The 12,864-nt window shown below is 61.7% G+C and carries 13 protein-coding genes; 11 read left to right on the top strand and 2 right to left on the bottom strand.

Annotated elements, in window-relative coordinates; all coding sequences use genetic code 11:
• The first annotated feature begins 20 nt into the window (after positions 1–20).
• From PREDE_RS05955 to PREDE_RS05965, 3 genes are read left to right on the top strand one after another with little or no spacing between them, the layout of a single operon-like run.
• On the top strand, positions 21–749 hold the full coding sequence (locus tag PREDE_RS05955) for an IspD/TarI family cytidylyltransferase (RefSeq protein ID WP_005845063.1): 729 nt from the start codon (positions 21–23) through the stop codon (positions 747–749).
• A 12-nt stretch (positions 750–761) separates the two neighbouring features.
• A complete protein-coding gene (locus PREDE_RS05960) occupies positions 762–1,820 on the top strand; it encodes an NAD-dependent epimerase/dehydratase family protein (RefSeq protein ID WP_005845064.1) in 1,059 nt (352 codons plus the stop codon).
• Positions 1,817–2,662, top strand: a complete 846-nt coding sequence (locus PREDE_RS05965; RefSeq protein WP_005845065.1) for a LicD family protein — start codon at positions 1,817–1,819, stop codon at positions 2,660–2,662. Before PREDE_RS05960 ends, PREDE_RS05965 begins: the two co-directional genes overlap by 4 nt.
• 179 nt (positions 2,663–2,841) lie before the next feature.
• Here PREDE_RS05965 and PREDE_RS05970 read toward each other — a convergent pair whose 3' ends face one another.
• A complete protein-coding gene (locus tag PREDE_RS05970; protein ID WP_005845066.1) occupies positions 2,842–3,396 on the bottom strand; it encodes a hypothetical protein in 555 nt (184 codons plus the stop codon).
• 185 nt (positions 3,397–3,581) lie between these two features.
• Here PREDE_RS05970 and PREDE_RS05975 point away from each other — a divergent pair, with 185 nt between their 5' ends.
• From PREDE_RS05975 to PREDE_RS05985, 3 genes are all read left to right on the top strand, one after another.
• Positions 3,582–4,130, top strand: coding sequence for a protein-disulfide reductase DsbD domain-containing protein (locus PREDE_RS05975; protein WP_235777484.1), 549 nt, complete (start codon positions 3,582–3,584; stop codon positions 4,128–4,130).
• A 221-nt stretch (positions 4,131–4,351) separates the two neighbouring features.
• The gene (locus PREDE_RS05980; protein WP_005845068.1) at positions 4,352–6,457 is read left to right on the top strand and encodes a protein-disulfide reductase DsbD family protein; all 2,106 of its coding nucleotides are present in this window, start codon (positions 4,352–4,354) and stop codon (positions 6,455–6,457) included.
• Positions 6,458–6,513: 56 nt separating this feature from the next.
• Positions 6,514–7,809, top strand: coding sequence for an L-cysteine desulfidase family protein (locus tag PREDE_RS05985; RefSeq protein ID WP_005845069.1), 1,296 nt, complete (start codon positions 6,514–6,516; stop codon positions 7,807–7,809).
• A gap of 159 nt (positions 7,810–7,968) precedes the next feature.
• Here PREDE_RS05985 and ribD read toward each other — a convergent pair whose 3' ends face one another.
• Complete coding sequence (gene ribD, locus PREDE_RS05990) at positions 7,969–8,955, bottom strand: bifunctional diaminohydroxyphosphoribosylaminopyrimidine deaminase/5-amino-6-(5-phosphoribosylamino)uracil reductase RibD (RefSeq protein ID WP_005845070.1); 987 nt, start codon at positions 8,953–8,955, stop codon at positions 7,969–7,971.
• A 197-nt stretch (positions 8,956–9,152) separates the two neighbouring features.
• Between ribD and prmC the strand changes: the two genes are divergently transcribed.
• The 5 genes from prmC (at position 9,153) to PREDE_RS06015 (ending at position 12,715) form a co-directional block, all read left to right on the top strand.
• On the top strand, positions 9,153–10,046 hold the full coding sequence (gene prmC, locus PREDE_RS05995; RefSeq protein ID WP_005845072.1) for a peptide chain release factor N(5)-glutamine methyltransferase: 894 nt from the start codon (positions 9,153–9,155) through the stop codon (positions 10,044–10,046).
• 12 nt (positions 10,047–10,058) lie between these two features.
• Positions 10,059–10,547, top strand: coding sequence for a regulatory protein RecX (locus tag PREDE_RS06000; protein WP_005845073.1), 489 nt, complete (start codon positions 10,059–10,061; stop codon positions 10,545–10,547).
• Entirely contained in the window at positions 10,537–11,244 is a 708-nt protein-coding gene (locus tag PREDE_RS06005; RefSeq protein WP_005845074.1) for a ComF family protein, read from the top strand. The genes PREDE_RS06000 and PREDE_RS06005 overlap by 11 nt, the downstream gene beginning before the upstream one ends.
• Before the next feature lie 233 nt (positions 11,245–11,477).
• The gene (gene pyrE / locus PREDE_RS06010; protein ID WP_005845075.1) at positions 11,478–12,110 is read left to right on the top strand and encodes an orotate phosphoribosyltransferase; all 633 of its coding nucleotides are present in this window, start codon (positions 11,478–11,480) and stop codon (positions 12,108–12,110) included.
• Positions 12,111–12,304: 194 nt separating this feature from the next.
• Positions 12,305–12,715: a hypothetical protein gene (locus tag PREDE_RS06015; RefSeq protein WP_005845076.1), complete on the top strand. Its 411-nt coding sequence runs from the start codon at positions 12,305–12,307 to the stop codon at positions 12,713–12,715.
• Positions 12,716–12,864 lie beyond the last annotated feature (149 nt).

Raw genomic sequence — 12,864 nt, forward strand, 5'->3', positions numbered from 1 at the left:
ATTAATCGAAACACGAGCTTATGAACATCGCCATCATCATTGCCGGCGGGTCCGGCCACCGCATGGGGCAGGACATCCCCAAGCAGTTTATCAATGTCTTCGATAAACCCATCCTGATCTACACCCTCGAGGGCTTCCAGCGCCACCCGCAAGTGGACGCCATCGAGGTGGTTTGCCTCGAAGGCTGGGAGCGTGTGCTCTGGGCCTACGCCCGGCAGTTCAACATTGACAAGCTGAAATGGGTGGTGCCCGGCGGCGACAGCGGGCAGGAGTCGATACGAAACGGCGTGTACCGGCTGGAGGGCGTGTGCTCGCCGGACGACACCATCATCATTCACGACGGCATTCGGCCCATGGTAGACGACTCGGTGCTCACCGACGTGATACTCAAAGCACAGAAATATGGCAACGCCGTGACCAGCCTGCCCTACAACGAGCAGATATTCATCGTGGACCCCGAAGACGACAGCACCACCACGAAATACATCCCGCGCGAGACACTGCGCCGCGTCAGCACACCCCAAGCCTACCGCTTCCAGCTGCTCGACGAGAAGTATCACGAGGCCTTTGCCCGCGGCATCGGCATCCGCGGCAGCGCCTACACCAACACCATGATGGTGGAGCTGGGCGTGCGGCTGCACTTTGCCGCCGGCAGCGACAAGAACATCAAGCTCACCACCAAGGACGACCTCGAGATGTTCAAAGGCTATCTTGCCAAGGAGAGCCGCCACTCCGACTGGCTGAAATAACTCCCCGCCACCATGACAGCACGCAGCAGACAGCACCCCCTCTACCAGGAAGACCTGGCCCATATCCTCGCCACCGCGGGCATCGAACGGCTTCGGGGCACCCACATTCTCCTCACCGGGGCCACCGGCCTCATCGGCACACAGCTTGTCGACGCCCTGATGCGCTACAACGCGCAGGGGGCCGCCATCCGCATCACGGCCGCCGGACGCAGCCGCCAGCGCGCCGCCGAGCGGCTGGGCGAGACCCTGGACAGCCCGCTGTTCACCTTTGTGGAACAGGGGGCCGACCGGCCTTTCGCACCCGACCTCGCACCCGACTACATCATTCCGCTGGCCAGCCACACCCATCCGCTGGCCTACAGCCAGCAGCCCGTAGAGACCATGCTGCTCAATCTGGACGGTGCACGCCACGCGTTGGAGCTGGCCCGGCGCAGCCATGCCACCGTGCTCTACCCCAGCACGGTCGAGATATACGGCAACGCCCGCGGGGCCGACGTGTTCACCGAAGACTATACCGGCCAGCTGAATCTGACCACAAGCCGGGCGTGCTACACCGAGTCGAAGCGGGCTTGCGAGGCTCTTTGCCAGTCGTATGCGGCCCAGTATGGGGTGCCAGTGCGCATTGCCCGCCTGAGCCGCGTGTTCGGCCCGTCGGTGCTACCCACTGACAGCAAGGCCTCGTCGCAGTTTATTTGGAAAGCGTTGCACGGCGAGGACATCGTGCTCAAGAGCGAGGGCACGCAGTTTTTCTCCTATACTTATGTGGCCGACGCCGTCTCGGCCCTGCTCCACGTGATGCTCCACGGCGAGGATGCACGGGCCTACAACATTGCCAGCGAGGCCTGCAACGTGCACCTGCGCGACTTTGCGCAGGCCTGTGCCCGCGCTGCCGGCACGCGTGTGGTGTTCGACCTGCCCACGGAGACCGAGCGGCGCGGCTTCTCCGTGGCCTCTACGGCCATTCTGGACAACAGCCGTCTCAAGGCCATCGGCTGGCGGCCGCACTACGCCTTCGGCGAGGCCGTGGAGCGCACGCTCGAGATTCTGAAAACCGACACCCCGCAACCATGACCCCAACCTACCTCGATACCTACAAGGCGCAGCAGCTGCGCTCCTGCCAACTGAAGCAGCTGGAGATACTGAAAACCGTAGACAGCATCTGCCGCGCGCACCACATCGACTACTGGCTCGATGGCGGCACCCTGCTGGGAGCCGTGCGCCACGGAGGCTTCATTCCGTGGGACGACGACATCGACATTGCCATGCGCCGCGACGACCTGCCCCGTTTCGAGGCCGCGGCCGCCCGCGAGCTGCCCGCCCACCTGCAGCTCCAGCTGCCGGGAGCCGAGCACACCAAGGAGCCCATCATCAAGATACGCGACCTCAACTCGTTCTACGTCGAGGCAAGCGACGACTTTTCCATGGGTTATCAAAAGGGGTTGTACGTCGACGTCTTCCCCATGGTGCCCTATCCCTCGGCCCCGCGCGGCATGGTGAGGCGCATCACGCGCGAGCTCTCGCGCAGCTACTCCATCCTGCACCACCGCCACTACTACTCGTGGCGGGCCGTAGCCGAGCTGTTTTGGTTCGGCGCCAAGCATGCCCTGCTGCGTGCCGCCTGGGCCGCCGTGTGCACCACGCACCGCAAGGACGTGTTCTTCAGCAACACGCTGGTCAACAACGGCTACGGCATCATGCACCGGCGCGACAGCATTTTCCCCGTGAAGGACATCACGTTCGAGGGCCACACGTTTCTCGGCCCGGCCAATCCCGACGCCTACCTGCGCGACCTTTTCCACGACTACATGGAGATTCCGCCCGTGGAAAAGCGCAAAATCCACTCCGTCTTCATGGTTGCCGAGCTCGTGCCGACGGCTCCCACAACCGGCAAAGACGCCGGCACGCAGCCCTAACCCTTTGCGGCCGGCCGTCGGCCGTGCCGCCATCGCCAGACCATGACGGCGCAAACGCAAGCCGACAACGGCGTAAACGCCGCACGTTTACGCCGTCTTCACGATGCCGTTGCGGCGCAATCGCGCGGCCGGAAACGGGGCGCCGCCGGGCAGTGAGAAGTTTGCCGCCGCCGCTTGGCTTAGAAACTCCATCCCAAACTCAGGTAAGGATAGACAACGGCAGCGCGATCCACGCCGTGCTCGCTCCGCCCCAACGGGTCGCGCCGGCCCAGGGCCGCGGCCGGGTTAAGGCCCGTACGGAGCATGAGGCCGCGGGCGGGCTGGTAGCGATAGCCCAGGTCCAGAAAGCCGAAAGTGCCCGAACGGTCGTGTTCCACCTGCCGCCCGGCGGGGTCGTGATACTTGCAGGTGTAGAGTCCGTAGCTCACCCCCACGCCTATCTCTGCATGGTGCCGCCCACGGCCCACCAGATGGTTCACGGCAACGGGGAAGCTCCAGCCCCTCGTGGCCTCGGGATTGGAATCGAAGAAGTCCTGCGAACGGGAGCGGGTATAGGCCAATCCCACCCGTCCGCCCCAGCGCGTGCGGCTGCTGAAACGGCTGTCGTAATGGATTCCAAACGTGGTCGATGCCCCGAACAGCTCGGCAAACACGCCCTGCGCTCCCTGCGCATGCGCAACGGGAGCGACCATCAGGCAGACGGCCCACACCCCAAAGACTCTGAAACGCTTCATCCTTGCATATTGATGGTTACACCCCGATAACGTCAAAACGTGTCACCCCCCCCATGCCCTCCTGCCGCCCGCAACAGGACGAGGGCATCTTTTGCGTCCAAAACCGCGGCAAAGAAAGAACCGAAAGTTTTTGGACGGGCCGAAAGAAAACTATAACTTTGCAACAACATATCACTCACGGACTCATGAAAAAGATTGCAACCCTGGCGTTGTCCATGGCGTTCGCCATGCTCGCCCACGCACAGACGGCCGGCCCCGTGCGTTTCACGTCGCAGCTCGTCACCCACGACGACGCCCAAGCCGAGATAGTCTTCACCGGCGCCATGGCCCCGGGCTGGCACGTCTACTCCACCGACCTGGGCAGCGAAGGGCCCATCCAGGCCTCGTTCAACGTGAACAAGCTGAACGGCGTGGAGCTCGTGGGCAAGCTCACGGCCGAGGGCCACGAGATCAACAAGTTCGACAAGCTGTTCGGCATGCAGCTGCGCTACTTTGAAAACAGCGTGCGCTTCGTGCAGAAAGTGCGCTTCACCAAGCTCTCGTACACCATCGACGCCTATCTGGAATACGGTGCATGCAACGACCAGAACTGCATGCCGCCCGCCCAGGCCGACATCAAGCGGCAGGGCACGGCCCCCAAGATCTACGCCCCGACAGCCACAAGCCGCACCGCCGGCAAGAAGCCCGCAGCCCGGCCACGCACCGCCACGACCACGGCCCGCAGCCGCCGCTGATGGCCGCACACGCGCAACCCTCGCCCAACGGGATGTGCCCCCGGGGGTGCACCCCGTTGTTCGTATCAGTTAAAAACCGTCAATTATCGTCATGGACTGTAGCCTTTTTCGACGGCCGGACGTATTGATAATGAAAAAGGCCGCCACGCACCACAGCCAAGACCCGGCCGCGTGAGGTCGGAGACCCACATATATAATAAGGTATAGACAAGGAAAGACCAATGAAAAAAGCAATGACCCTGGCCCTGCTGATGCTCGTCACCGTGCTGGCCCACGCACAAATGCTCGACCCCGTGAAGTTTTCTTCGCAGCTCAAGACCGGCAACACGGCCGAAGGCGAGATTGTCTTCACCGGCAAAATAGACAAGGGGTGGCACGTCTACTCCACCGGCTTGGGTGCCGACGGCCCTATCTCGGCCACGTTCAACGTGAACAAGCTGGACGGCGTGGAGCTCGTGGGGCGGCTCACGCCCAAGGGCCACGAAATCAAGAGCTATGACAAGCTCTTCGAGATGACCCTGCGCTACTTTGAAAATAGCGTGCAATTCGTGCAGAAAGTGCGCTTCACCAAGCCCTCGTACACCATCGACGCCTATCTGGAATACGGTGCCTGCAACGACCAGAACTGTCTGCCGCCCACCAGCGTCGACCTGAAGAAGAGCGGCAAGAGCCCCGCCGTGGCCGCCGCAGCCAAGGGTGCGCCGGACGCTGCCCCGCAGACCCAGGGCCAAGCCGCCCTGCAGGCCGGCGGCAGCTCCGCCCATGCTGCCGCCACTGCCGCCATGGCCCCGGGTGCCGCCGACTCGCTGGCCCGTCTCCAGGCCGACTCCGCAGCCCAAGTGACGGCTGCAACCGCCGGCAATCTCTCGGCAGCCGACAAGGATGCCCTGTGGCGGCCGGTGGTGAAGCAGCTGCAACAGTTCGGCGGCACCGGCGACATTGCCAACAAGTCGGTGCTCTACATCTTCCTCATGGGCCTGGTGGGCGGTCTGCTTGCACTGGTGATGCCCTGCATCTGGCCCATCATTCCCATGACGGTGAGCTTCTTCCTGAAGCGGTCCAAGGACGACAGGAAGCGGGGTGTGCGCGATGCCATGACCTACGGCATCGCCATTGTGGTCATCTATCTGGGCCTCGGCATCGGCGTGACGGCCGTCTTCGGGCCCAGTACGCTCAACTCGTTGTCCACCAATGCCGTATTCAACATCTTCCTGTTCCTGCTGCTTGTGGTGTTTGCCGTGAGCTTCTTCGGCTGGTTCGAGATAAAACTGCCCGACAGTTGGGCCAACAAAGTAGACACCAAGGCCAGCAACACCACGGGGCTGCTCTCCATCTTCCTCATGGCTTTCACGCTGGTGCTCGTGTCGTTCTCCTGCACAGCGCCCATCATCGGACTGCTGCTGGTGCAGACCGTTACGTCGGGCAACTGGCTCGCCCCGGCCGTAGGCATGCTGGGATTTGCCCTTGCACTGGCCGTGCCGTTCACGCTCTTCGCCATGTTCCCCACGCTGATGAAGAAGAGTCCGAAGAGTGGTGCATGGATGACGCAGATAAAAGTGGTACTCGGTTTCGTGGAGTTGGCCTTCGCTTTGAAGTTCTTCAGCGTGGCCGATCTGGCCTACGGCTGGCACCTCTTGGACCGCGAGGTGTTCCTTTCGCTCTGGATTGTCATCTTCCTGGCCTTGGGTTGGTACCTCATTGGCTGGCTCAAGTTCCCCGAAGACCAGATTGGAGGCGACCTCCATAAGCCCATGCCCGTGCCCGCCATCATGCTGGGCCTGTGCTCCCTGGCCTTTGCCATCTACATGGTTCCCGGCCTCTGGGGTGCGCCGTGCAAGGCTGTTTCGGCCTTCGCCCCGCCCATGAACACGCAGGATTTCAACCTCAACACCAAGACCGTCGAGGCCAAATACACCAACTACGAGGAGGGCATGGCGGCTGCAAAAGCCCAGGGCAAGCCCGTGCTCATCGACTTTACGGGCTTCGGCTGCGTGAACTGCCGCAAGATGGAAGCCGCTGTTTGGACCGACCCGCAGGTGTCGGACAAGCTCGAAAAGGACTATGTGCTCATCTCGCTCTACGTGGACGACAAGACGCCGCTGCCCCAGCCCATGCAGGTGGAGGCCAACGGACAGACGCGAACGCTGCGCACCGTGGGCGACAAGTGGAGCTATTTGCAGAGCCACAAGTTCGGCGCCAACGCCCAACCGTTCTATGTTGCCCTGGACAACGAGGGCAACCCGCTGACCGGTTCGTTCAGCTACAAGGAGGATGTGCCGGCCTATCTCGACTTCCTGAACAAGGGACTGGACAACTATGCCAAGTAACTCCGAGTCCCGCCACCCGGTGCGCCGCAGCCCGGCGGCGGCAAAAACAAGACGAAATGATTGAAAAAGAGACCCGCGCGCGCATCATTGCGCTCATCAACAAGGAGGTGGTGCCCGCCGTGGGCTGCACCGAACCCATGGCCGTGGCCCTGTGCACGGCCCGCGCCACCGAGAACCTGGGCCGCCGGCCGGAGAAGATAACCGCCCTGCTCAGCGCCAACATCCTGAAGAATGCCATGGGCGTGGGCATCCCCGGAACGGGCATGATAGGGCTGCCCATCGCCATTGCGCTGGGCGCGCTCATCGGAAAAAGCGAGTATCAGCTGGAAGTAATCAAGGATCTCACGCCCGAATCGCTCGAGGAGGGCAAGGGCTTTCTCGGCGATGGAAACCGCATCGACATCAAGCTCAAGGAGAATATCAGCGAGAAACTCTACATCGAGATCTGCTGTCAGGCCGGCGACGACTGCGCCACGGCCGTCATCGCCGCGGGCCATACCAACTTTGTCTACGAGGAACGCAACGGCAACGTGCTGCTCGACAAGCGGCAGTGCCTCGGCGGCAACGGCAATGAGGAGGGCGACATTCAGCTGGACATGAAGACCGTTTGGGAGTTTGCCACCACGGCTCCGGTGGGCGAAATAGACTTCATTCTGAAGACACGCGACTACAATCTCCGGGCCGCCGAGGAGAGCAAAAAGGGAAACTATGGGCACTGTCTGGGCAAGACCATCGACCGTCCGCTGAGTCATGGCATCTTCGGCAAGACCATTTTCTCGCACATCATCTCGCAAACAGCGCTGGCTTGCGACGCTCGTATGGGTGGGGCCATGATTCCGGTGATGTCCAATTCGGGCTCGGGCAACCAAGGAATCTGCGCCACAAACCCCGTGGCCGTCTATGCACAGGAGAACGAGAACACCGAGGAGGAGCTCGTTCGGGCCCTCACGCTCTCGCACCTCACGGCCATCTACATCAAGCAGAGCCTGGGCAAACTCAGCGCGCTCTGCGGTTGCGTGGTGGCCAGCATCGGGTCGAGCTGCGGCATTGTCTACCTCATGGGGGGCGATTACACCCGTGTGTGCCATGCCGTGAAGAACATGATTGCCAACCTCACAGGCATGATTTGCGACGGGGCCAAGCCCAGTTGCTCCATCAAAATCTGCTCGGGCGTGTCGTCTGCACTGCTCTCGGCCCTGCTAAGCATGGAAGGAGAGCACGTGACGGCCGCCGAGGGCATCATCGACCAGGACGTGGACCGCAGCATCCGAAACCTGACAAGCATCGGCAAGGAGGCCATGACCAGCACCGACGACATGGTGCTCAGCATCATGACAAGCAAGGGATGCTGACCCTCGGGCCCTTTCATGTCTTCCCGCTCGGGGAAGATGTCATTCTCTTTCCATATCACTTGAAAAGCCGGATAGACCTGAAGTCTGTCCGGCTTTGCCTTAATAGGAACGGGAGTGGTGGGTGGTGGATTCGGTGGATTCCCATTATCGGGCTGGAGGCTACCCCTTGTCGGGCCGCTCGTAGCGGCAGATGCGGTTACCGTCGATGGTCTGCACGTCGGCCAACCGGGCTTGGGCCGGCACCCGGGGGGCGGGCACACTGCCGTCGATGACCCATGGTGCGGTCTCCACGCGTATCTCGTCCCAGAGCCCGCGGTCGATAAACGCCTGCAGCGTGCGGGCTCCTCCCTCCACCAACAGACTCTGGCAGCGGTCGTTGTAGAGCTGCTGCAGGGCCTCGTCAATGCCTGCACAGGCCTCGAAGCCCTCGGGCACGCCGTCCGGCTGATGGGTGAGCACCATGCGCCGGGGGGCGGGCCCGCCCCAGTGGCGCACGTCGAGGCGCGGGCGGTCGGCCTCCAACGTGCCCCGACCAACGAGGATAGCATCGCAGTCGGCCCGCAGCCGGTGGACAAGCTGCCGGGTGAACGGCGTGGAAACAGCCAGAGGGCGGCCTCCGGCAGCGGCCATGAAGCCATTGGCCGTCTGGGCCCACTTGAGCAGAATATAGGGTCGGCGGCGGGTGTTCACCGTGATGAACCGCCGGTTCAAGGCCAGGCACTCCTGCTCCAGAACGCCTACAGTCACCTCGATGCCCGCCTCGCGGATGCGCCGCACACCGCGTCCCCGCACCTCGGCAAAGGGGTCGATGCACCCGCATACCACGCGGCACACTCCCTTTTTGACGATGAGATCGGCACACGGCGGCGTTTTGCCCCAGTGCGAACACGGCTCCAGACTCACGTAAACCGTGGCTCCGGGCAGCAGCCGCTCGTCCTCGGGGCGCACACTGGCAAAGGCATTCACCTCGGCATGGGCCCCGCCACAGCACAGGTGGTAGCCCTCGCCGATAATCCGTCCGTCGGCACTCAAAATCACTGCACCCACCATCGGGTTGGGTTTGGCGTGCTGCCGGCCGTTGCGCGCCAGCTGCAAACAGCGGCGCATATAGCGTTCGTCTATGGCTTTCTGCGGTTCTACATCCATATTTCTGGTTCTCGACGTTGGTTCTTGAGCGTTTTTACACTCCCTCCCAAGGCTGCAAAGTTAGAACTTTTATCTTGAAAGGCCCCGCTTTTTCCCTTTGAATCCTTTGCCGTCTTCCAAAAACTCGTTAAATTTGCAAGGATGCAAACCTTGGACTGCAAGGAGAAAAGCAAAGGACTGCAAGGAGCAAAGCAAGGATGAACCAAGATAAAAACCAGACGGAACAAGGGCCGAAGCGTTCTTATCAGACGCTTTGGCGGAGGCTGTTGCCCCGGTACGACGAGGCCGAAGCCAAGGCCATCGTGCGGCTGGTGCTCGACGAAGGCTTCGGCTTGACCATGGCCGACATCTGCTGCGGCAAGGTGGAGGAGCTGCCGGCGGCCGAACAAGAGCGGCTGCAGAACATCATGACGCGGCTCGGGCAGGGCGAACCGGTGCAGTATGTGCTGGGCCGTGCCGACTTCTGCGGCCGTCCGTTCCATGTGGGGCCCGGCGTACTCATCCCCCGTCCGGAGACCGAAGCGTTGTGCCGCAAGATTGTTTCGGACCACAACCGCCCCTACTGCGCCCTGCAACCGCCCGTCCCATTGCAGGTGCTCGACGTGGGCACGGGTAGCGGCTGCATTGCCGTGACACTGGCTCTCGACCTTTACCATGCGGCCGTGACGGCCTGGGACGTCTCGCCCGACGCGCTGCTCACGGCCCGTGACAATGCCCACCGCCTCGGCGCAAAGGTCAATCTGGAGTGGCAGGACGCGTTGCAGCCACCCGACGACACGGCCCGTTGGGACATCATTGTGTCCAATCCACCTTACATTGCCGAGCAGGAACGCCGCGAAATGTCGCCCCACGTGGTCGGCCACGAGCCCTCGCTGGCCCTCTTTGTGCCCGACGACGACCCGCTGCGCTTCTATCGCGCCATCGCCTCCTACGCCCGAAACGCCCTGCGCACCGGCGGAACACTCTACTTTGAAATTAATCCCCGCTACGCCACGGAGCTCCAGACACTCCTCGGCCAACTGGGCTTCGGGCACGTGCAACTGCTCGACGACGACTTCGGCAAGCAGCGGTTCTGCACCGCCGGCCGATAAATCCTCACGCTTATGACCATGACCGAAGACAAGGCCCTCGCCTCATTGGCCTCCCTCTGCTCCAAGGGGGAGCACTGTACAGGCGAACTCGACGACAAGATGCGCCGCTGGGGGCTCGACGAGGAGGCGCGCCAACGCGTGCTCGGCTACCTTGTCGGGCATCAGTTTGTCGACGACGCGCGCTACTGCCGCGCGTTCATCAACGACAAAGTGAAGTACAACGGCTGGGGCTCGCGCAAGATTTCGCAGGCCCTGTGGGCCAAGCACGTGGCGGAAGAAGTGTATGCCCCCATCCTCGACAGCGTTCCCGACGAGGACTATCTCTGCGTCCTGCGCCCGCTGCTCCGCGGCAAATGGCCCACCATCAAGGGCAGAAGCGACTACGAGCGCAGCATGAAACTCATCAAATTTGCCATGGGACGGGGCTTCGACCTGCGTCTCATCAGGCGGTGCATTGACGAAATGGGAGAAGAAGCGGAGGCTCCCGACGATGATTTCTAAGCTGTTCGGCCGATTGACCGACCTCATTGCGCCACGCAGCTGCGCCGTCTGCGGCTACCGGCTGGCCCCCGGAGAGCGCGTGGTCTGCACGCCCTGCAACCTGCATCTGCCGCGCACCGACCATCTGGCACGCCCCTACGACAACGAGATGGCCAAGACGTTCTGGGGCCGCATCCGCCACATGGAGAAAGCGGCAGCCCTCATTTACCACGAGGCCGGCTCGCAAGCCTCCAATCCCATCTACGCATTGAAGTATCATCATCGGCCCGAACTGGGCACGATGCTGGGACGCATGCTCGGCCAGGAGATGGCCGAAAGCGGCTTTTGGGCCGACATCGACCTCATCGTTCCCGTGCCGCTCAGCCCCGACCGCCGGCGGGAGCGCGGCTACAACCAGAGCGAACGCATCGCCCTCGGGCTGTCCGAGGTGTGCGGCAAGCCCGTGCTCACCGACGTGCTGACGCGCCGCGACTTCCGCGGCAGCCAGACCACCAAGGGCCGATGGGAGCGCAACGCCAATGTAGCGGAGGCTTTCGCACTGCGCAACGCCGACAAAATCAAGGGCACCCACCTGCTGCTTGTCGACGATATAGTAACCACCGGGGCCACCATCTGCGCCTGCGCCGCCGAGCTGGAGCGCGTCGAGGGCGTGCGCATCAGCGTGGCCGCCCTGGGCTTCGTAGACCCAAGGCGATAACCCGACCCTTTCAAAACGGCAGAAAGACCCTTTTAAAACAACAGCCCCACCCCTCCAAGTCGAAGCCCCCACCCCTCCAAGTCTAAGCCCCCACTCCTCCAAGCCCGGGACTTCACCGTGCCGTCAAATCGCCCCTTTTGCCGATTTTCGGGCGACAAATACGCCGTTTTGCTTGCCGTTGTCGTGATTTTGCGCTAACTTTGCGGCAAATAAACGCGCTAACAACGACAATTATGGACAACTTCAAGAAAGCATTTGCCAAACGTCTGCTGGACATCAAGGCCATCAAGTTGCAGCCGAACGACCCCTTTACCTGGGCCTCGGGCTGGAAATCACCTTTCTATTGCGACAACCGCAAGACGCTTTCCTACCCCGATCTGCGCAGTATGGTCAAGGCGGGACTCGTCCATGCCGTCCTCGAACACTTCCCCGAGGCCACGGCCGTAGCCGGTGTTGCCACCGGCGCCATCGCCCAGGGCGCCCTCGTGGCCGACGCGCTGGCACTGCCTTTCTGCTATGTCCGCTCCAAGCCCAAGGACCACGGCATGGGCAATCTCATCGAAGGCACACTGCCCGCAGGGGCCAAAGTGGTGGTGGTTGAGGACTTGATCTCCACCGGCGGCAGCTCGCTCAAGGCCGTAGAAGCCCTGCGACAGGCCGGCTTCGAGGTGGTGGGCATGGTGGCCAGCTACACTTACGGCTTCCCCGTGGCCGCCCAGGCTTTCGACGAGGCCCGGGTGAAGCTCGTCACGCTGACCGACTATGAGCACGTCGTGGCCCAAGCCGAAAAGACCGGCTATATCACCAATCAGGACATCGCAACGCTTCACGAATGGCGCAAGGACCCGGCCAACTGGAAGAAATAGCTTTCCCCAGCCCCTCCAAAAGCCTCCCCAAGCACCTCCAAAGGCGGGGATAAAGGGGCCCTCCAAGAGCCTCAACAGTCCCCTCCAAAGGAGGGAATGTGGGGCCATACCCGATAAACACCATTACACAGAAACGACTTTTTGCGCGGTTCTTTCCTTTGAAAGCGCGCGAGAGCTGTCTCCTTAAAACACTTATGACCACCATCGAAAGTACCATCCGGCAGATTGACTACCCCCAACAGTCGGTCTACGACATGCTGAGCGACCTCAGCAACATTGACAAAGTGAGGGACAAGCTCCCCGAAGACAAGGTGAGAGACCTCACGTTCGACGCCGACAGCATCTCCATCTCCACCCCCATGGGGGCCGTGAAGCTCGTCGTCGTAGACCGCGAAGCGCCCAAGACCATCAAGTTTGAGACGCGGGAGAGCCCCCTATCTTTCAATTTCTGGATACAAATACTCCCTGTAGACGAGTCGACAAGCAAGATGAAGCTCACCATCAAGGCCGATCTCAACCCCTTTATCAGCGGCATGGTGAAGAAACCGCTGCAGGAAGGCATCGAGAAAATTGCCGACGCGCTGCAGATGATACACTATGTTTGATTCATTTTAAGGAGTTAGGGAGTTAAATTCAAGGAGTTATGTAGTTAAGGAGTTAGGGAGTTAAGACAAATGTCAGGCGTTCCCCCATGCACTCTTTTGACAAAACATTTGTCTTAACTCCATAACTCCTTAACTCCATAACTCCTTAC

The sequence above is a fragment of the Prevotella dentalis DSM 3688 genome (genome assembly GCF_000242335.1).
Classification (GTDB): Bacteria; Bacteroidota; Bacteroidia; order Bacteroidales; family Bacteroidaceae; genus Prevotella; species Prevotella seregens.